We start from the raw sequence: 17,692 nt of genomic DNA on the forward strand, positions 1-17,692 counted from the left end.
CACCACCACGCATCCGAGGACGAGGAGCAGGACCGTGCCGCGAGGCTATCCGCCGGAGGTGCCGCCGAGACACCCCGGGACGGCTACCGTATGCGGTGGCACTGATATGTGATCAGGACCACATCGCACCCGGTTCTCACCGGATCCGCTGAAGCGAGGAGCACGAGAATGCGTACCAAGGCCGCCATCATCCGCGAGCCCAAGCAGGACGGCTGGGAGATCGTCGAGGTGGACATCGACGATCCCAGGGCCGGTGAAGTCCAGGTCAAGCTGGCCGCCTCCGGACTCTGCCACTCCGACGAGCACCTGCTCACCGGCGACCTGCAGTTCGAGTCCTACCCGATCATGGGAGGGCACGAGGGTGCAGGCGTGATCACCAAGGTCGGGGAGGGCGTCATCGGCCTCGAGGAGGGCGACCACGTCGTCCTGGCCTTCATCCCCGCCTGCGGCACCTGCCCGCCGTGCTCGGAAGGCCTACAGAACCTCTGCGACAACGGTGCCGGGCTGCTGTCCGGCAAGGCGATCAGCGACGGCGACTTCCGCGTTCGGCTGCCCGACGGCGAGGGCGTGGCCACCATGTGCGTGCTCGGTACCTTCGCCCCGCACGTCACCGTGCACCAGTCGTCGGTCATCAAGATCGAAAAGGACATCCCGCTCGACAAGGCCGCGCTGCTCGGCTGCGGCGTGTGCACCGGCTGGGGCTCGGCCACCGAGATCGGCGGCGCCTCCGAGGGCGACGTCGTGGTGGTGGTGGGCATCGGTGGTATCGGCATCAACTCGGTGCAGGGCGCGGCCGCGGCCGGCGCCCGCGCCATCGTGGCGGTGGACCCGATCGAGTTCAAGCGCGAGAAGGCGATGGAGTTCGGCGCCACCCACACGTGCGCGTCCATGGATGAGGCCATGGGCATCGTCGGGGAGATCAGCTGGGGGCGGATGGCCGACCTCGTCGTCCTCACCATGGGCGTCGTGGAAGGCAAGGATCTCCTGCCGGGCCTGCTGCTCACCGGCAAGGGGCGCCGCTGCGTCGTGGTGGGCCTGGGCGACATGATGGCCGTGGACGCCCAGATCTCCATCCTCGACCTGGCGATGCAGCAGAAGACGCTGCAAGGCGCCATCTTCGGCGGGACCGGCCCGCGTAAGCAGATCCCGCACCTGCTCCACCAGTACCGTGCGGGCAACCTCAAGCTGGACGAGCTCATCACGAAGACGTACAAGCTCGAGGACATCAACCAGGGCTACCAGGACATGCGCGACGGCAAGAACCTGCGCGGTGTGATCATCTACGACGAGAACGACTGGTGACCCGATGAGGAGGCCACATGGCGGCACCCGAGCAACGTGCTCCCAAGCAGGACCGCAGCCGGCTCACGCGTGAGCGGCTGCTCGCGGCCTCCATCGACCTTCTCGCCACGCAGGGCTGGGCGGCGACCACCGTGGGCGCGGTGGCCGCCGCCGCCGGCGTCTCCCGCGGCGCCGCCCAGCACCACTTCCCGACCCGCGAGGACCTCATCACCGCGGCGCTCGAGCACATGATCGAGCAGCGCCTGGGGCAGGTCCGTGCCGGCGGTGTCGACCTCCCGGAGCCCGGGCCCGAGCGGACACTCGCGGTGGCCCGGCTCATCGTGGAGCACTACACCTCGGACCTGTTCAAGGCCGCGCTGCACGTGTGGACCGCGGCGGCCTCCGATCCGGCGCTGCGCGACCGCGTGCTCCCGCTGGAAGCCCGCATGTCCCGCGAGGTGCTCACCATCTCCGCCGACTCCCTGGGCGTGGACCCGGACGACGTCCGTGTGCGCCGCGCGCTGCAGATCACCCTCGACCTGGCTCGCGGCCTGGGGCTCACGGACGTGCTCTCCGACGACGCGGCGCGTCGCGAGAAGATCGTCGCGGCGTGGGCCGGGATGCTCGACGACGTGATCCGCCGGGCCGGCACCCGCGGGTGAGGCGGCCGGCACCCGGGGCCTGTTTTGACCGCCTGGCCCGGCGGCGGTTAGGCTTGACCATCGTGCTCGCAGTATGCGAGCTGGAGGATCGTGCCCCGTAGGCCAGCGAGAGCGGCTGACGAGGTCACCCATGCGCCCGAGCGGACAGAGAATTCGCAGGTGGGACCCGGGGGCCAGGCCCGGCGGGAGCGCGAGACGACAGTACAGACGCAACGTCCCAGTGACCGGTGGTCGCCGCCCGGAGGCCGCCAGCTAGAGAAAGTCGGTTCATGCCAACCATTAACCAGCTGGTCCGCAAGGGCCGCACTGACAAGAAGTCGGCGACGTCGACGGCCGCCCTCAAGGGCTCGCCGCAGCGTCGTGGCGTGTGCACGCGTGTGTACACCACGACCCCCAAGAAGCCGAACTCCGCGCTCCGGAAGGTCGCCCGTGTGCGCCTGACGAGTGGCGTCGAGGTCTCGGCCTACATCCCCGGTGAGGGCCACAACCTCCAGGAGCACTCGATGGTGCTCGTCCGTGGCGGTCGTGTGAAGGACCTTCCGGGTGTCCGGTACAAGATCATCCGCGGCTCGCTCGACACGCAGGGCGTCAAGGACCGCAAGCAGGCCCGCTCCCGCTACGGCGCCAAGAAGGAGAAGTAATGCCTCGTAAGGGTCCCGCCCCCAAGCGCCAGCTCATCAGCGATCCGGTCTACGGGTCGCCGCTGGTGACGCAGCTCGTCAACAAGATCCTCCTGGACGGCAAGAAGACGACCGCCGAGCGCATCGTCTACTCGGCCCTGGAGATCTGCCGCGAGAAGACCGGCACCGACCCGGTCATCACGCTCAAGAAGGCCCTGGACAACGTCCGTCCCGCCCTCGAGGTGCGCAGCCGCCGCGTCGGTGGCGCCACCTACCAGGTGCCGGTCGAGGTCCGTCCGGGTCGCGCCACCACGCTGGCCATGCGCTGGCTGGTGACCTTCTCGCGTCAGCGTCGCGAGAAGAGCATGATCGAGCGGCTCGCCAACGAGATCCTCGACGCCTCGAACGGCCTGGGTGCCGCGGTCAAGCGCCGCGAGGACACCCACAAGATGGCCGAGGCCAACCGGGCGTTCGCGCACTACCGCTGGTGACCCGGCCGGACCCGGTCGGGTAGGGGTCGGCGACGACCTCCCCCCGTACCGGGTCCCCGCCACCGGCTGGTGGCATCATTGACCAAGGGTCTGCGTCCCGCCCACAGGCGGGGGCCGGCCACGACACGACACACCGACCCGGTTCGGACGGTCGAGACAAGACCGCACGGGCCACCTGACGACTGAACGATCGGGGAGATTCCGTGGCACAGGACGTGCTGACCGACCTGAACAAGGTCCGCAACATCGGCATCATGGCGCACATCGACGCCGGTAAGACCACCACGACCGAGCGCATCCTGTTCTACACGGGTGTCAACCGCAAGGCCGGCGAGACGCACGACGGTGCCTCGACGACCGACTGGATGGAGCAGGAGAAGGAGCGCGGCATCACGATCACCTCGGCCGCGGTGACCTGCTTCTGGGACAACAACCAGATCAACATCATCGACACCCCCGGTCACGTCGACTTCACGGTGGAGGTCGAGCGCTCGCTCCGCGTCCTCGACGGCGCCGTCGCCGTCTTCGACGGCAAGGAGGGTGTCGAGCCCCAGTCCGAGCAGGTGTGGCGCCAGGCCGAGAAGTACGACGTCCCCCGCATCTGCTTTGTCAACAAGATGGACAAGCTGGGCGCGGACTTCTACTACACCGTCCAGACCATCATCGACCGGCTCGGTGCCAAGCCGCTCGTCCTCCAGCTGCCGATCGGCGCGGAGGACGCGTTCGACGGCGTCGTGGACCTGCTGGAGATGAAGGCCCACGTCTGGCCCGGCAAGACCGAGATCGGCACCGAGGCCCAGATCCAGGACATCCCGGCCGAGCTCCGGGAGAAGGCCGAGGAGTACCGCGAGAAGCTCCTCGAGGCCGTCGCCGAGAGCAGCGAAGAGCTCATGGAGAAGTACTTCGGCGGCGAGGAGCTGACCCTCGACGAGATCAAGACCGCCATCCGCAAGATGACGGTCAACTCCGAGATCTACCCGGTCCTCTGCGGCTCGGCGTACAAGAACAAGGGCATCCAGCCCATGCTCGACGCCGTCATCGACTTTCTCCCGACCCCGCTCGACATCGGCGAGGTCCACGGCCACAAGGTCGGGGACGAGGAGACCGAGCTGGTGCGGAAGCCGGCCAAGGACGAGCCGTTCTCGGCGCTCGCGTTCAAGATCGCGGTGCACCCGTTCTTCGGCAAGCTCACCTTTGTCCGCGTCTACTCGGGCCGCGTCGAGCCGGGCGCCCAGGTCGCCAACTCGACCAAGGGTAAGAAGGAGCGCGTCGGCAAGCTCTTCCAGATGCACGCCAACAAGGAGAACCCGGTCGACGAGGCCGTGGCGGGCAACATCTACGCGTTCATCGGGCTCAAGGACACCACCACCGGTGACACCCTGTGCGACCCGAACGACCAGATCGTGCTCGAGTCCATGACGTTCCCGGACCCGGTCATCGACGTCTCCATCGAGCCCAAGACCAAGGCCGACCAGGAGAAGCTCGGTACCGCCATCCAGAAGCTCGCCGAGGAGGACCCGACCTTCACCGTGCGCCTGGACGAGGAGACCGGACAGACGGTCATCGGCGGCATGGGCGAGCTCCACCTCGACGTGCTGGTGGACCGCATGAAGCGCGAGTTCAAGGTCGAGGCCAACGTCGGTAAGCCGCAGGTCGCGTACCGCGAGACCATCAAGGGCAAGGTCGACAAGTACGACTACACCCACAAGAAGCAGACCGGTGGCTCCGGTCAGTTCGCCAAGGTGCAGATCCGCCTCGAGCCCCTGGACCAGGAGTCCGTGGAGGAGGGCGAGACCTATTCCTTCGGCGACGAGGTCACCGGCGGCCGCGTGCCCAAGGAGTACATCCCCTCCGTGGACGCGGGCATCCAGGACGCCATGCAGTACGGCATCCTCGCCGGCTACCCGATGGTCAACGTCAAGGCCACCCTCGTGGACGGCGCGTACCACGAGGTGGACTCGTCCGAGATGGCGTTCAAGGTCGCCGGCTCGATGGCCTTCAAGGAGGCCGCCCGTCAGTGCCAGCCCGTGATCCTCGAGCCGCTCATGGCCGTCGAGGTCATCACGCCGGAGGACTACATGGGCGACGTCATCGGCGACCTCAACTCCCGCCGCGGCCAGGTCAACGCGATGGAGGAGCGCTCCGGCGCCCGCGTCGTCAAGGCCCACGTGCCGCTGTCCGAGATGTTCGGCTACGTCGGCGACCTCCGGTCGAAGACGCAGGGCCGGGCCAACTACTCGATGGTCTTCTCCCACTACGCCGAGGTCCCGGCCTCGGTCTCCAAGGAGATCATCGCCAAGGCGACCGGCGAGTAACCGGTAGTGGTGTCGCCCGCCCCACGCGGGAGGGGCGGTACCGCGGCCGGCGGCGCACGGTCGAACCTCCGGGTGGCCGCCGGACGTGCCTCACGGCACGATGAGTAAGATCAACACCCACACATCACGAATGTGCCCACAACCCGTGGGGACAGACCAGTCCAGGAGGACATCAAGTGGCGAAGGCGAAGTTCGAGCGGACGAAGCCGCACGTTAACATCGGCACCATCGGTCACGTCGACCATGGCAAGACCACCACGACCGCGGCCATCACCAAGGTCCTGGCGGACACCTACCCGGAGCTCAACGACGCCTTCGCGTTCGATGAGATCGACAAGGCGCCGGAGGAGAAGGCTCGTGGTATCACGATCAACATCTCCCACGTCGAGTACCAGACGGAGAAGCGCCACTACGCGCACGTCGACGCCCCGGGTCACGCCGACTACATCAAGAACATGATCACCGGTGCCGCCCAGATGGACGGCGCGATCCTCGTCGTGGCCGCCACCGACGGCCCGATGCCGCAGACCCGCGAGCACGTGCTGCTCGCCCGCCAGGTCGGCGTGCCCTACATCCTCGTCGCCCTGAACAAGTGCGACATGGTCGACGACGAGGAGATCCTCGAGCTCGTCGAGATGGAGGTGCGTGAGCTCCTCGCCTCGCAGGACTTCGACGAGGACGCCCCCGTCGTCCACATCTCGGCGCTCAAGGCGCTCGAGGGCGACGAGAAGTGGGTCAAGTCGGTCGTCGAGCTCATGCAGGCCTGCGACGACTCGATCCCGGATCCGCAGCGCGAGACGGACAAGGACTTCCTCATGCCCGTCGAGGACGTCTTCACCATCACCGGTCGCGGCACCGTCGTCACCGGCCGTATCGAGCGCGGTAAGATCAACGTCAACGAGGACGTCGAGCTGATCGGCATCAAGGACAAGGCCACCAAGACCACCATCACGGGCATCGAGATGTTCCGTAAGCTGCTCGACTACGGCGAGGCCGGCGACAACGTGGGTCTGCTCGTCCGTGGCCTCAAGCGCGAGGAGGTCGAGCGCGGCCAGGTCGTCATCAAGCCGGGCGCCTACACCCCGCACACCACGTTCGAGGGCCAGGCGTACATCCTGTCCAAGGACGAGGGCGGCCGCCACACGCCGTTCTTCAACAACTACCGCCCGCAGTTCTACTTCCGTACCACGGACGTGACCGGCGTCGTGACCCTCCCCGAGGGCACCGAGATGGTCATGCCGGGCGACAACACCGAGATGAGCGTCGAGCTCATCCAGCCGGTCGCCATGGACGAGGGCCTGCGCTTCGCCATCCGCGAGGGCGGCCGCACCGTCGGCGCCGGCCAGGTCACCAAGATCATCAAGTGATCTGAGCGATCCGGGCGCCGAGTCCGGATCGGGCACCAGCCACGAGGCGCCGCCCCCACCGTGTTCGTCACGGCGGGGGCGGCGCCTTGTCGTCTGGCCGGGGGACCCCGGTCGGTCGGCGGCCGCCGGCGGCCGCGGTGAGGATATTCTTCCGGAGAGCGAACCGACGAGGGGAGGAGGCGGACGATGGCCGACGACCGGCGTGAGACCCGGGCCTGGGGTGCGGAACCGGACCCCTGGTCCGAGCAGCCCGATACCTGGGCGCAGAGCCCCGACGCCTGGGCGGAGCCATCCGACACCTGGGCGCAGCAGTCCGATCTCTGGGCGCAGTCGCCGCTGCACCAGCCGCCGCAGCAGGCCGACGGATGGTGGGCCGACCCCGGGCCCCGGCGGGCGCCGGAGCGCGGCAGCGGGACGGCGGGGATCGCGGTGGGCGCCGCGGTCATCGCGTTGCTCGCGGTGGTGGGGCTCGTCGCGGTCCTGGTGCTCAACGGCTCGCCCGACGACGAGGGGACCGTCGCCGCCGACGAGGTCACCGGCAACCCGGGCTGGACCACCGAGCCCGGCGCCGGGGGCACGAACACCGGGGACACCGGGACGACCACGACCACGACGCCGGCCACCGGCGGAGGGGGAGAGCGACTCGACGACCTGGTTGCCGAGAGCGCCTCGCTGGTGGAGGCCGTCGAGGATCGCTGGGTACCGCAGCTCGGTGCGATGCGGATCGGTACCGGCTCGGCGGCGGACGAGTGGACGGAGGACGACATCGTCGAGGCCTTCGAGGACTACCAGGACCGCTTCCCCGAGGCCGCGATGCTGCGCTCGGGGGACTGGTCGGTGTACTCGGAGCCCTACTGGTACGTGGTGATCGTGGCCCGGCCGTTCTCCGACCCGGACACGGCGCTGCGCTGGTGCCGCGACCAGGGCTTCGACCGAGACGGCTGCCTCGCAAAAAACCTCCATCGCGGCGGCTCGCCCGAGGGGGCGACGCGGCTCAACGGGTGAGGGCCGGGGGAGAAAACGCGTTCGGGGACGTCGTCACCCCCTTCCGGCGAGTCAGCGCCGCCGGCCCAGCAGCGCCGTGGCCACCGACAGGCCCACGGCGGCGGCGCCGGCGAGGACGGTGACGGCAAGGGCTGCGACCTGCTCTGCCGACGGGGTCGTCTCCGGGCTCATCCGGGGCAGCACCCCGTGTCGCCGATCGACCTCCTCGAGCGCGCGAAGCATCTCGTCGGGGTCCCCGCCCTTGTCCGGGTGGTGCCGCAGGACGGCCTGACGGCGGTCCCGCTTGTACGCCTCGGGGTCTCGCGGGGGACGACGGCGCTGCGGTCCCGTCATGGGGGCCTCCTCGGGGCTCGGGGAAGGGCGGTGGGCGGGGGATGACCCGGTGATTTTGTGGTGCCGGGGGCTCTGGGGCATACTGAACGGGTTGCCCTGACATGGCGAGGAGCCCGGGCGCCTGGATCTCCCTGAGGTCCCAGCGTACGGCACACTCCTCGGGATGGCGGGGCGAGCACGACCGTGGCGGGTGAGCGATCACCCGCCGGAGAAGTGGGAGGGCGACACGCCCGACCGCGTGGGCGCGTCGTGACACATCAACAGCGGCAGCGGATCGGTCCGCCGTCCTCTCGCCCTGCGCGAGGTGCGGCACCTACGTCCACTGGAGGGCTCGAGGCGTGTCACGGACGTGTGCACGCACCGGGGCCGCCATGACGGGGCACCGATGCACACGGCCAGGCCGGTCCTGGTTGACGGTGTCACGAATGACAAGCGAACACAGCAGCGTTCCCCGCACGGCGAGGGCGCTCACGACAGCCGCCCTCGCGAGGGGCGGGAGGAGAAGAGGACGAAGTGGCGGGACAGAAGATCCGCATCCGGCTCAAGGCCTATGACCACGAGGCCATCGACGCCTCGGCGCGCAAGATCGTCGAGACCGTCACCCGTACGGGCGCTCGTGTCGTGGGCCCGGTGCCGCTGCCCACCGAGAAGAACGTCTACTGCGTCATCCGCTCGCCGCACAAGTACAAGGACTCGCGCGAGCACTTCGAGATGCGTACCCACAAGCGGCTGATCGACATCCTCGATCCCACGCCGAAGACCGTGGACGCGCTCATGCGTATCGACCTGCCTGCCAGCGTCGACGTCAACATCCAGTGACCCTCGGGCCGCTCGGCGGCCGGCAAGCGAATCGCGTAGCAAATACAGTGCAGCGGAGACAGTGAGCAGATGAGTAACACCGAGATCAAGGGCATCCTGGGCGCCAAGCTCGGCATGACCCAGGTCTTCGACGAGAACAACCGGGTCGTCCCGGTGACCGTCATCAAGGCCGGGCCGTGCGTCGTGACCGGGATCCGTACCGAAGAGACCGACGGCTACAACGCCGTGCAGATCGCGTTCGGCGCGATCGACCCCCGCAAGGTCACCAAGCCCGTCGCGGGCCAGTTCGCCAAGGCGGGCGTGACCCCGCGGCGCCACGTGGCGGAGATCCGCCTCGACTCGGCCGAGCAGGCCGCCGGCTTCGAGTTGGGCCAGGAGCTCGGCGCGGACGTGTTCGACGACGGCGCGTTCGTCGACGTCACCGGCACCTCCAAGGGCAAGGGCTTCGCCGGCACCATGAAGCGTCACGGCTTCGCCGGCCAGGGCGCCTCGCACGGTAACCAGGCCACCCACCGCAAGCCGGGCTCGATCGGTGGCGCCGCCACCCCGGGCCGCGTCTTCAAGGGCAAGGCCATGGCCGGCCGCATGGGCAACGAGCGCGTGACCACCATGAACCTCAAGGTCCACAAGGTCATCGCCGAGGAGGGCGTCCTCCTCATCAAGGGCGCCGTCCCGGGCCGCAACGGCGGCCTCGTGATGGTCCGCTCCGCCGTGAAGGGCGGTGCGCACGCATGAGCAGCACTACGGAGAACACCGTGAACCTCAAGCTGGACGTCCGGACCCCCGCCGGTTCCACCGATGGGGCGGTCGAGCTCCCCGCCGAGATCTTCGGCGTCGAGCCCAACCTCCCGCTGATGCACCAGGTCGTCGTGGCCCAGCTCGCCGCGGCGCGCCAGGGCACCCACTCGACCAAGACCCGCGGCGAGGTCCGCGGCGGTGGTCGCAAGCCGTTCCGCCAGAAGGGCACCGGCCGCGCCCGCCAGGGCTCGACCCGCGCTCCCGCCTACACCGGCGGCGGCACGGTCCACGGACCCAAGCCGCGCGACTACTCGCAGCGCACGCCCAAGAAGATGAAGGCCGCCGCCCTCCGCGGCGCCCTCTCCGACCGGGCGGCGAACGACCGGATCCACGTCGTCACGGAGGTCGTCGAGGGCCAGACCCCCTCCACCGCCAAGGTGCGTGACTTCCTGGGCTCGCTCTCCGAGCGCAAGAAGTTCCTCGTCGTGGTGGGTCGCGAGGACGTCGCCGCGTGGCGCTCGGTCGCCAACCTGGACACCGTCCACCCGATCGCGCCCGACCAGCTCAACACCTACGACGTCCTCAACGCCGACGACGTCGTGTTCACGGTGGAGGCGCTGGACGCGTTCGTGAACCAGGCCGCGCGCGCGTTCGCCGGCAAGGCTGAGAAGGAGGCCGAGAAGTGACCACCGTCGCCGATCCCCGTGACGTGATCCTCGCCCCGGTCGTCTCCGAGAAGGCCTACGGCCTGCTCGAGCAGGGCGTGTACACGTTCCTGGTGGCCCCGGACGCCAACAAGACGCAGATCAAGATCGCCGTGCAGGAGATCTTCGGTGTCAAGGTGGAGTCCGTGAACACCGCCAACCGCCAGGGCAAGCGCAAGCGCACCCGCACCGGTTTCGGTCAGCGCAAGAGCACCAAGCGCGCCATCGTGACCCTCGCGGCCGACAGCAAGCCCATCGAGATCCCGGGTCTGACCGCCTGACGGCGGGACGAGTCAAGAACGAGAGAACCTCATGGCTATCCGCAAGTACAAGCCCACGACGCCCGGTCGTCGCGGCTCGAGCGTCTCGGACTTCGCCGAGATCACCCGCTCGACGCCGGAGAAGTCGCTGCTGCGCCCGCTGAGCAAGTCCGGCGGCCGCAACGGCCACGGCCGGATCACCACCCGCCACAAGGGCGGTGGCCACAAGCGCCAGTACCGTGTCATCGACTTCCGTCGGAACGACAAGGACGGTGTGCTCGCCACCGTCGCGCACATCGAGTACGACCCCAACCGCACCGCCAACATCGCCCTCCTGCACTACGCGGACGGCGAGAAGCGGTACATCATCGCCCCACGCAACCTCAGGCAGGGCATGAAGGTGGAGTCGGGCGCGACCGCCGACATCAAGGTCGGCAACAACCTTCCGCTGCGCAACATCCCGGCCGGCACCATGGTCCACGCCGTGGAGCTGCGCCCGGGCGGCGGCGCCAAGATGGCCCGCGCGGCCGGCTCGGGGATCCAGCTCCTTGGCAAGGAGGGCACCTACGCGTCCCTCCGCATGCCGTCGGGTGAGATCCGCCGCGTCGACGTGCGCTGCCGCGCCACGATCGGCGAGGTCGGCAACGCCGAGCAGATCAACATCAACTGGGGTAAGGCCGGCCGCATGCGGTGGAAGGGTGTCCGCCCGACCGTCCGTGGCGTCGTCATGAACCCGGTCGACCACCCGCACGGTGGTGGCGAGGGCAAGACCTCGGGTGGTCGCCACCCGGTCAGCCCGTGGGGCCAGAAGGAAGGCCGCACCCGTAAGCCCAACAAGGCGAGCGACAGCATGATCGTCCGTCGCCGTCGCACCGGTAAGAAGCGCTAAGGAGGGAAACTAGGATGCCTCGTAGTCTCAAGAAGGGTCCGTTCGTCGACGAACACCTCCTCGCGAAGGTGGACGCGCAGAACGACAAGGGCACCCATCAGGTCATCAAGACCTGGTCGCGTCGCTCGACGATCCTGCCCGATTTCATCGGTCACACGTTCGCCGTCCATGACGGCCGCAAGCATGTGCCCGTGTTCGTGTCCGACTCGATGGTGGGTCACAAGCTCGGCGAGTTCGCGCCGACGCGCACGTTCAAGGGTCACATCAAGGACGACCGGAAGAGTAAGCGTCGATGAGCACTGATACCCAGAAGAACGCATCGCAGGCCGAGCAGCAGCTCAGCGCCCGCGCCACCGCCAAGTTCGTCCGTGTCACGCCCATGAAGGCGCGGCGCGTGATCGACCTCATCCGCGGCAAGGACGCCGCGGCCGCGCTGGACATCCTGCGGTTCGCCCCGCAGTCCGCCAGCGAGCCGGTCGCCAAGGTCCTGGCCTCCGCGATGGCCAACGCCGAGAACAACCTCGACCTGGATCCGCGGACCCTCGTCGTGTCGGCGGCCTACGCGGACGAGGGCCCGACCCTCAAGCGGTTCCGTCCGCGTGCGCAGGGCCGCGCCTTCCGCGTGCGCAAGCGCACCAGCCACATCACCGTCGAGGTCACCAGCGTGCCCGAGAAGGCCGGGAACGCCGGCCGGGGCCGTCGCAACCAGGGAGGTGCCCGCTAAATGGGACAGAAGATCCAGCCGCACGGCTTCCGTCTCGGCATCACCTCGGACTGGACGTCCAAGTGGTACGCCGACAAGCAGTACGCGGACTACGTCGCCGAGGACATCAAGATCCGTGAGCTCCTGTCCACGGGCATGGAGCGCGCCGGGATCTCCGGCGTGGACATCTCGCGGACTCGGGACCGGGTCCACGTGGACATCCACACCGCCCGTCCCGGCATCGTGATCGGTCGCCGGGGTGCTGAGGCCGACCGCCTGCGCCTCGAGCTCGAGAAGCTCACCGGTAAGCAGGTCCACCTCAACATCCTCGAGATCAAGAACACCGAGGCCGACGCCCAGCTTGTGGCCCAGGGCATCGCGGAGCAGCTCAGCAACCGCGTGGCATTCCGCCGCGCGATGCGCAAGGGCATCCAGTCCGCTATGCGCCAGCCGCAGGTCAAGGGCATCAAGGTGGTCTGCTCGGGCCGTCTCGGCGGTGCCGAGATGTCCCGCTCGGAGCGCTACCACGAGGGTCGCGTCCCGCTCCACACGCTGCGTGCCGAGATCGACTACGGCACCTACGAGGCCAAGACGACCTTCGGTCGCATCGGCGTCAAGGTGTGGATCTACAAGGGCGACGTCGTCGGCGGCCGTCGCGAGTCCGACCAGTACGCCCAGTCCAGCAACCGCGGTGGCGGGGACCGTGGCCCGCGCCGCGAGCGTGGCGCCGGCCGTCCGCGCCGCTCCGGCGCGCAGGGCACCACGGCCACCAGCACCGAGACCGGTCGCGCCGGCTCGGGTACGGCCGAGGCGCCCGCAGAGAACAAGGAGGCCTGACGATGCTGATCCCCAAGCGCGTCAAGCACCGCAAGCAGCACCACCCCAGCCGCAAGGGCGGCGCCAAGGGTGGCACCAAGGTGACCTTCGGTGACTACGGCATCCAGGCCCTCGAGCCCGCCTACGTCACCAACCGGCAGATCGAGTCCGCGCGTATCGCCATCAACCGCCATATCAAGCGTGGTGGCAAGGTGTGGATCAACATCTACCCGGACCGTCCCCTCACCAAGAAGCCGGCCGAGGTCCGCATGGGCTCCGGTAAGGGCTCCGTCGAGTGGTGGGTCGCCAACGTCAAGCCGGGTCGCATCCTCTTCGAGATGTCGTACCCCAACGAGGAGACCGCACGTGAGGCCCTACGCCGCGCGCAGCACAAGCTCCCGTGCAAGACCCGCATCGTCACCCGGGAGGAGCAGTTCTGATGGCCAGTGGAACCACCGCCCCCGAGCTGCGTGAGCTCGATGCCGAGGCTCTGACCTCGCGCCTGCGTGAGGCCAAGGAGGAGCTGTTCAACCTGCGCTTCCAGATGGCCACGGGTCAGCTGACCAACAACCGTCGCCTGCGGGTCGTGCGTCACGACATCGCGCGCATTTACACCGTCATGCGCGAGCGCGAGCTCGGGCTGTCGGTCGCGCCGGGTGATGCCAAGTGAGTGAGAAGGATGTCGCAGTGACCGAGGCTGCCGAGAACACCGAGCGCAACAGCCGCAAGGTGCGGATCGGGTACGTCGTGTCCGACAAGATGGAGAAGACCATCGTCGTCGAGCTCGAGGACCGCGTGAAGCACCCGCTGTACGGCAAGATCATGCGTCGTACCGAGCGCGTCAAGGCGCACGACGAGACCAACACCGCCGGTGTCGGCGACCGCGTGCGGATCATGGAGACCCGCCCGCTGTCCGCCACCAAGCGGTACCGCCTCGTCGAGGTCCTGGAGAAGGCCAAGTAAGGCCCTCCCCGCCCCCCGCCCGGCCCGGCCCCGTCCCACGGGGCCGGGCCGACGGTGTCTTCCGCGAGCTCGACGGGTGTGGTTTCTGGGGCAGGTGTGAGTATGCTTAACCCGCCCCGGTCGTCCTGCTCCCGAGATGGCCTACTCTCATCCGGGGTCGGCACGGCCCTACCCCTGCAGGTGCGACACCGGATTTCCTCAGCCCCCACGAAGGACATCATGAACTCTGAGCCCGCCGCCCCCGCCCGTACCGCCGTGTCCAAGGCCGTGCGCCCGTACCAGCGTGCGGCTGTCGTCGTGGCCACCTCGCTGGGCGTCGTCCTGGCAGGCTCGGTGCCGGCCAGCGCCCAGGGCTCCGGCCCGGGGTCGGCCGACCCCGGCTCGATCGCGGAGGCCCCGCGCGCGGCCGTGGCGGGCCTGCCCTCTGCCAGTGTCGCCGGTCTCGCGTACCTCGGCGGCTCCGTCCCGCTCGCCGGCGTGCTCGGTTCACTCGACGCCGCGGGGTCGGGGGAGTTCGACCGCCCCGGCAGTTCCGCCCCGCCGAGCGAACCCGTCGCCACCCGCGACACCTCCATCAAGACCACGGAGGTCCGCGGGGTCGAGCCGCTGTACCCGGACAACAACGACCCGGAGTTCGCCCGGGCCGAGGTGTGGACAGTGGCGTCCGCGACGATGCAGCGCGAGGTGCGCGTCGAGGTCTACCGCGCGCCCGGCCGGTACTCGGCCGCGCCCATCGTCTACTTTCTCGACGGCGTGGGCTCCGAGAAGCCTTCGGGATGGTCCGGGGGGATGGGTTTCGGTTCGCCGAACCTGCGTGACAAGGCCATGACGGTCGTCGCCCCGACCGGTGCGCCCGCCTCGATGTGGGCCGACTGGAACGAGGACGACCCCGTCCTGGGGCCCAACCAGTGGGAGACCTTCCTCACCAAGGAGCTGCCCCCGCTCCTCGAGAAGGGGCAGGAAGAGACAGCCGGTGTCGAGGCCGTGGAGCCCGTGCCGTTCTCGAAGGCACTCCGCTACGGCGTCGTGGGCATCTCCATGGGCGGCGGTCCGGCCCTGCGCCTGGCCAACAAGCACCCGGATATGTTCGGCGGGGCGGGCGCGGTGAGCGGCTGCTTCTCGACCATGGACGACCTCGGATACCAGAACACCCGGCTCACGGTGGAGTCGCGGGGCGGGGATGTCGAGAACCTGTGGGGCCCGCGCGGCTCGGAACAGTGGCGGGAGAACGACACGGTGCTCGACCCGAGCGGGCTCGATGGGCAGCGAGTGTACATGTCCGCGGCCACCGGGCTCATCGGGAGCACCGACCTCCTCCACTTCGGGCCCAACCCGACCGTCATGGCCGACGGCCACCTGCTGGAGAAGGGCTCCTACGAGTGCACCCGTGCACTCGAGAACTCGCTGACGGAGGCGGGCATTGAGCACCGGGTGGACTACGACCCCACCGGTATCCACAACTGGCCCGTGTTCATCCCCCGGATCACCAATGCCACCGAGTACATCCTCCCCGGCCTCGGTGAGCCGGTCCTGGCCCCTGTTCGGGCGGCAGCCGGCGCCGGTGGCGCCGGCCCGCTCGGGTCCGCGGGCTCGCTCGGGTCGCTCGGATCGACCGGCGGCAGCGGTTCCGGCAGCTGACGACCCTGCGCCGCGCAGATGACCCAGGCGACGACGGGCCCCGGCGGGACCGACGAGGCCTCGCCTCGGCCCGGCCGGCTCTCCGCGGACGACTGGGCCCGCGCGGGTCTGCACCTGCTCATGACCGAGGGTCGGCAGGCCGTCAAGATCAGCCGGCTGTGCTCCGACTTCGGGGTCACCAAGGGCAGCTTCTACTGGCACTTCGCCGACTTCGATGCGTTGATGAGCGCGATCGCGCGGCTCTACTTCTCCCGGGAGCTCGACGCGGCCCGCGGCCTCGTCGCCGTCGAGGCCATGCCGGTCGAGGAGCGGCTCGAGACCATGGCCGCGATGCTCGTGGACTCCCGCGCCTTCGAGGGGGAGGCCGCGGTCCGCGAGTGGGCCCGGGCCGACGAGTCGGTGGCGGCCGCGGTGCGAGACCTCGACCAGCGGATCCTCCGGGTGGTGCATGAGGCGTTCGTCGAACTCGGCTTCTCCGAGCCGGAGGCGCGGGTGCGCGCCGGACTGCTCGTCTACGCGGGGATCGGGTTCGTCTACGGACGCTCGGCGCTTCCCGTCCCGAAGGTCGACGAGATCCACGAGATCCTCGCCCTGCTCATGCGCCGCGACGGCTGAGCCGTCGATTTGGGTCGCGCCGCCCGCTCGCCCTACACTGGACCAGTTGCCCGAGCAGGCGTGTCCCATGACCGTGCCCGGGCGGCGTGACCGCGTGCGTCGGGTCGGAATCCGGCGCACATCAGTTTCAGCCTGGTCAGGAGAACCATGATCCAGCAGGAGTCGCGACTCAAGGTCGCCGACAACACGGGTGCCAAGGAGATCCTCTGCATCCGTGTCCTCGGTGGCTCGAAGCGTCGTTACGCGGGCGTCGGCGACATCGTCGTCGCCACCGTCAAGGACGCCATCCCCGGCGGCAACGTCAAGAAGGGCGAGATCGTCAAGGCCGTCATCGTGCGCACCGCCAAGGAGCGCCGCCGGCCGGACGGCTCGTACATCAAGTTCGACGAGAACGCCGCCGTCATCATCAAGAACGACAACGACCCGCGTGGCACGCGCATCTTCGGCCCCGTCGGCCGCGAGCTGCGCGACAAGAAGTTCATGCGCATCGTCTCGCTGGCTCCGGAGGTGCTCTGACATGAAGGTCCACAAGGGCGACACGGTGCTCGTCATCTCGGGCAAGGACAAGGGCGCCAAGGGCAAGGTCATCCAGGCCTTCCCGGCGCAGGAGAAGGTCCTCGTCGAGGGCGTGAACCGCATCAAGAAGCACACCGCCGACTCCGCGGCCGAGCGTGGCGCCTCCTCGGGCGGCATCGTCACGCAGGAGGCCCCCATCCACGTGTCCAACGTGATGGTCGTCGACGCCGACGGCACCCCGACGCGCGTCGGCATCCGCACCGACGAGAACGGTAAGCGCGTCCGGGTCTCGCGTAAGACCGGGAAGGACCTGTAAGCCATGACCGACACCGCTCTTCCCGCCGACTACCAGCCGCGGCTCAAGGCCAGGTACCGCTCGGAGATCAAGAAGGCTCTGAACGACGAGTTCTCGTACGAGAACGTCATGCAGATCCCGGGCGTCGTCAAGGTCGTCGTCAACATGGGCGTCGGCGACGCCGCCCGCGACGCCAAGCTGATCAACGGCGCCATCAACGACCTCACGCTGATCACCGGCCAGAAGCCGGAGGTCCGCCGGGCCCGCAAGTCCATCGCGCAGTTCAAGCTGCGTGAGGGCATGCCGATCGGCGCGCGCGTCACGCTGCGCGGCGACCGCATGTGGGAGTTCCTCGACCGCCTCACGACCGTCGCGCTCCCGCGCATCCGCGACTTCCGCGGCCTCTCGGGCAGGCAGTTCGACGGCCACGGCAACTACACGTTCGGCCTCAACGAGCAGACCATGTTCTACGAGATCGACGTGGACAAGGTCGACCGCCCGCGGGGCATGGACATCACGGTGGTCACCACGGCCACCAACGACGACGAGGGTCGGGCGCTGCTCAAGCACCTCGGGTTCCCCTTCAAGGAGAACTGACCCGGGCGTCTTCGGCCGGACCGGCCGTCCGCGCCGGGAACCCCCGGGTTCCCGGCGCCGGGCAG

Annotated in this window: 24 protein-coding genes; 23 read left to right on the top strand and 1 reads right to left on the bottom strand. The window is 68.9% G+C overall.

The features are described 5' to 3' along the window. Positions 1-168 precede the first annotated feature (168 nt). The 7 genes from ACH0BZ_RS01540 to ACH0BZ_RS01570 all read left to right on the top strand — a co-directional run bounded on the left by ACH0BZ_RS01540 (position 169) and on the right by ACH0BZ_RS01570 (position 7,741). On the top strand, positions 169-1,302 hold the full coding sequence (locus ACH0BZ_RS01540) for an NDMA-dependent alcohol dehydrogenase (RefSeq protein ID WP_406896111.1): 1,134 nt from the start codon (positions 169-171) through the stop codon (positions 1,300-1,302). Between the two features lie 17 nt (positions 1,303-1,319). Then, a complete protein-coding gene (locus ACH0BZ_RS01545; protein WP_406896113.1) occupies positions 1,320-1,943 on the top strand; it encodes a TetR family transcriptional regulator in 624 nt (207 codons plus the stop codon). A gap of 269 nt (positions 1,944-2,212) precedes the next feature. Then, on the top strand, positions 2,213-2,584 hold the full coding sequence (rpsL, locus tag ACH0BZ_RS01550; RefSeq protein WP_406896114.1) for a 30S ribosomal protein S12: 372 nt from the start codon (positions 2,213-2,215) through the stop codon (positions 2,582-2,584). After that, on the top strand, positions 2,584-3,054 hold the full coding sequence (rpsG, locus tag ACH0BZ_RS01555) for a 30S ribosomal protein S7 (RefSeq protein ID WP_406896115.1): 471 nt from the start codon (positions 2,584-2,586) through the stop codon (positions 3,052-3,054). Before rpsL ends, rpsG begins: the two co-directional genes overlap by 1 nt. Before the next feature lie 203 nt (positions 3,055-3,257). Continuing rightward, positions 3,258-5,369 (top strand): elongation factor G, encoded by a 2,112-nt coding sequence (fusA, locus tag ACH0BZ_RS01560; RefSeq protein WP_406896117.1) that lies wholly within the window; start codon positions 3,258-3,260, stop codon positions 5,367-5,369. A gap of 176 nt (positions 5,370-5,545) precedes the next feature. Next, positions 5,546-6,736, top strand: a complete 1,191-nt coding sequence (tuf, locus tag ACH0BZ_RS01565) for an elongation factor Tu (protein ID WP_406896118.1) — start codon at positions 5,546-5,548, stop codon at positions 6,734-6,736. Positions 6,737-6,922: 186 nt separating this feature from the next. Continuing rightward, positions 6,923-7,741, top strand: coding sequence for a hypothetical protein (locus tag ACH0BZ_RS01570; protein ID WP_406896120.1), 819 nt, complete (start codon positions 6,923-6,925; stop codon positions 7,739-7,741). Positions 7,742-7,792: 51 nt separating this feature from the next. On the opposite strand, the gene ACH0BZ_RS01575 is transcribed toward ACH0BZ_RS01570, so the two are convergent. Further along, entirely contained in the window at positions 7,793-8,074 is a 282-nt protein-coding gene (locus tag ACH0BZ_RS01575) for a hypothetical protein (RefSeq protein ID WP_406896122.1), read from the bottom strand. Positions 8,075-8,587: 513 nt separating this feature from the next. Here ACH0BZ_RS01575 and rpsJ point away from each other — a divergent pair. The 16 genes from rpsJ to rplE all read left to right on the top strand — a co-directional run bounded on the left by rpsJ (position 8,588) and on the right by rplE (position 17,627). Then, positions 8,588-8,893 carry a 30S ribosomal protein S10 gene (gene rpsJ, locus ACH0BZ_RS01580; RefSeq protein WP_003938093.1) on the top strand — a complete coding sequence of 102 codons (306 nt, stop codon included), beginning with the start codon at positions 8,588-8,590 and terminating at the stop codon, positions 8,891-8,893. 69 nt (positions 8,894-8,962) lie between these two features. After that, entirely contained in the window at positions 8,963-9,628 is a 666-nt protein-coding gene (rplC, locus tag ACH0BZ_RS01585) for a 50S ribosomal protein L3 (RefSeq protein ID WP_406896124.1), read from the top strand. Further along, a complete protein-coding gene (rplD, locus tag ACH0BZ_RS01590; protein ID WP_406896126.1) occupies positions 9,625-10,317 on the top strand; it encodes a 50S ribosomal protein L4 in 693 nt (230 codons plus the stop codon). The genes rplC and rplD overlap by 4 nt, the downstream gene beginning before the upstream one ends. Further along, on the top strand, positions 10,314-10,616 hold the full coding sequence (gene rplW / locus ACH0BZ_RS01595; protein WP_406896129.1) for a 50S ribosomal protein L23: 303 nt from the start codon (positions 10,314-10,316) through the stop codon (positions 10,614-10,616). Before rplD ends, rplW begins: the two co-directional genes overlap by 4 nt. A 31-nt stretch (positions 10,617-10,647) precedes the next feature. Next, positions 10,648-11,484, top strand: coding sequence for a 50S ribosomal protein L2 (gene rplB, locus ACH0BZ_RS01600; protein ID WP_406896130.1), 837 nt, complete (start codon positions 10,648-10,650; stop codon positions 11,482-11,484). A gap of 14 nt (positions 11,485-11,498) precedes the next feature. Continuing rightward, positions 11,499-11,780 carry a 30S ribosomal protein S19 gene (gene rpsS, locus ACH0BZ_RS01605; RefSeq protein ID WP_017838195.1) on the top strand — a complete coding sequence of 94 codons (282 nt, stop codon included), beginning with the start codon at positions 11,499-11,501 and terminating at the stop codon, positions 11,778-11,780. Further along, a complete protein-coding gene (rplV, locus tag ACH0BZ_RS01610) occupies positions 11,777-12,208 on the top strand; it encodes a 50S ribosomal protein L22 (RefSeq protein WP_406896132.1) in 432 nt (143 codons plus the stop codon). The genes rpsS and rplV overlap by 4 nt, the downstream gene beginning before the upstream one ends. Continuing rightward, positions 12,209-13,024: a 30S ribosomal protein S3 gene (gene rpsC / locus ACH0BZ_RS01615; protein WP_406896133.1), complete on the top strand. Its 816-nt coding sequence runs from the start codon at positions 12,209-12,211 to the stop codon at positions 13,022-13,024. Between the two features lie 2 nt (positions 13,025-13,026). After that, complete coding sequence (rplP, locus tag ACH0BZ_RS01620) at positions 13,027-13,443, top strand: 50S ribosomal protein L16 (RefSeq protein WP_406896134.1); 417 nt, start codon at positions 13,027-13,029, stop codon at positions 13,441-13,443. Continuing rightward, positions 13,443-13,673, top strand: a complete 231-nt coding sequence (gene rpmC, locus ACH0BZ_RS01625) for a 50S ribosomal protein L29 (RefSeq protein ID WP_406896136.1) — start codon at positions 13,443-13,445, stop codon at positions 13,671-13,673. Before rplP ends, rpmC begins: the two co-directional genes overlap by 1 nt. A 17-nt stretch (positions 13,674-13,690) precedes the next feature. Continuing rightward, positions 13,691-13,966: a 30S ribosomal protein S17 gene (rpsQ, locus tag ACH0BZ_RS01630; RefSeq protein ID WP_406896138.1), complete on the top strand. Its 276-nt coding sequence runs from the start codon at positions 13,691-13,693 to the stop codon at positions 13,964-13,966. 219 nt (positions 13,967-14,185) lie between these two features. Next, a complete protein-coding gene (locus ACH0BZ_RS01635) occupies positions 14,186-15,604 on the top strand; it encodes an alpha/beta hydrolase-fold protein (protein ID WP_406896139.1) in 1,419 nt (472 codons plus the stop codon). Between the two features lie 18 nt (positions 15,605-15,622). Continuing rightward, entirely contained in the window at positions 15,623-16,219 is a 597-nt protein-coding gene (locus ACH0BZ_RS01640; protein ID WP_406896140.1) for a TetR/AcrR family transcriptional regulator, read from the top strand. A gap of 147 nt (positions 16,220-16,366) precedes the next feature. Continuing rightward, the gene (rplN, locus tag ACH0BZ_RS01645; RefSeq protein WP_406896141.1) at positions 16,367-16,735 is read left to right on the top strand and encodes a 50S ribosomal protein L14; all 369 of its coding nucleotides are present in this window, start codon (positions 16,367-16,369) and stop codon (positions 16,733-16,735) included. Between the two features lies 1 nt (position 16,736). Next, on the top strand, positions 16,737-17,051 hold the full coding sequence (gene rplX / locus ACH0BZ_RS01650; protein WP_406896142.1) for a 50S ribosomal protein L24: 315 nt from the start codon (positions 16,737-16,739) through the stop codon (positions 17,049-17,051). Positions 17,052-17,054: 3 nt separating this feature from the next. After that, positions 17,055-17,627 (top strand): 50S ribosomal protein L5, encoded by a 573-nt coding sequence (rplE, locus tag ACH0BZ_RS01655; RefSeq protein ID WP_406896143.1) that lies wholly within the window; start codon positions 17,055-17,057, stop codon positions 17,625-17,627. Positions 17,628-17,692: the final 65 nt, after the last annotated feature.

The organism is Dietzia sp. 179-F 9C3 NHS (genome assembly GCF_045369825.1).
In the GTDB taxonomy this organism is placed as follows: domain Bacteria; phylum Actinomycetota; class Actinomycetes; order Mycobacteriales; family Mycobacteriaceae; genus Dietzia.

Excerpts from the sequence above, each read along its gene's own strand:
- ACH0BZ_RS01540 (WP_406896111.1), top strand. The coding sequence starts at position 169 with ATGCGTACCAAGGCCGCCATCATCCGCGAGCCCAAGCAGGACGGCTGG.
- ACH0BZ_RS01545 (WP_406896113.1), top strand. The coding sequence starts at position 1,320 with ATGGCGGCACCCGAGCAACGTGCTCCCAAGCAGGACCGCAGCCGGCTC.
- rpsL (WP_406896114.1), top strand. The coding sequence starts at position 2,213 with ATGCCAACCATTAACCAGCTGGTCCGCAAGGGCCGCACTGACAAGAAG.
- rpsG (WP_406896115.1), top strand. The coding sequence starts at position 2,584 with ATGCCTCGTAAGGGTCCCGCCCCCAAGCGCCAGCTCATCAGCGATCCG.
- ACH0BZ_RS01570 (WP_406896120.1), top strand. The coding sequence starts at position 6,923 with ATGGCCGACGACCGGCGTGAGACCCGGGCCTGGGGTGCGGAACCGGAC.
- ACH0BZ_RS01575 (WP_406896122.1), bottom strand. The coding sequence starts at position 8,074 with ATGACGGGACCGCAGCGCCGTCGTCCCCCGCGAGACCCCGAGGCGTAC.
- rplC (WP_406896124.1), top strand. The coding sequence starts at position 8,963 with ATGAGTAACACCGAGATCAAGGGCATCCTGGGCGCCAAGCTCGGCATG.
- rplD (WP_406896126.1), top strand. The coding sequence starts at position 9,625 with ATGAGCAGCACTACGGAGAACACCGTGAACCTCAAGCTGGACGTCCGG.
- rplB (WP_406896130.1), top strand. The coding sequence starts at position 10,648 with ATGGCTATCCGCAAGTACAAGCCCACGACGCCCGGTCGTCGCGGCTCG.
- rpsS (WP_017838195.1), top strand. The coding sequence starts at position 11,499 with ATGCCTCGTAGTCTCAAGAAGGGTCCGTTCGTCGACGAACACCTCCTC.
- rplV (WP_406896132.1), top strand. The coding sequence starts at position 11,777 with ATGAGCACTGATACCCAGAAGAACGCATCGCAGGCCGAGCAGCAGCTC.
- rpsC (WP_406896133.1), top strand. The coding sequence starts at position 12,209 with ATGGGACAGAAGATCCAGCCGCACGGCTTCCGTCTCGGCATCACCTCG.
- rplP (WP_406896134.1), top strand. The coding sequence starts at position 13,027 with ATGCTGATCCCCAAGCGCGTCAAGCACCGCAAGCAGCACCACCCCAGC.
- rpmC (WP_406896136.1), top strand. The coding sequence starts at position 13,443 with ATGGCCAGTGGAACCACCGCCCCCGAGCTGCGTGAGCTCGATGCCGAG.
- ACH0BZ_RS01635 (WP_406896139.1), top strand. The coding sequence starts at position 14,186 with ATGAACTCTGAGCCCGCCGCCCCCGCCCGTACCGCCGTGTCCAAGGCC.
- ACH0BZ_RS01640 (WP_406896140.1), top strand. The coding sequence starts at position 15,623 with ATGACCCAGGCGACGACGGGCCCCGGCGGGACCGACGAGGCCTCGCCT.
- rplN (WP_406896141.1), top strand. The coding sequence starts at position 16,367 with ATGATCCAGCAGGAGTCGCGACTCAAGGTCGCCGACAACACGGGTGCC.
- rplX (WP_406896142.1), top strand. The coding sequence starts at position 16,737 with ATGAAGGTCCACAAGGGCGACACGGTGCTCGTCATCTCGGGCAAGGAC.
- rplE (WP_406896143.1), top strand. The coding sequence starts at position 17,055 with ATGACCGACACCGCTCTTCCCGCCGACTACCAGCCGCGGCTCAAGGCC.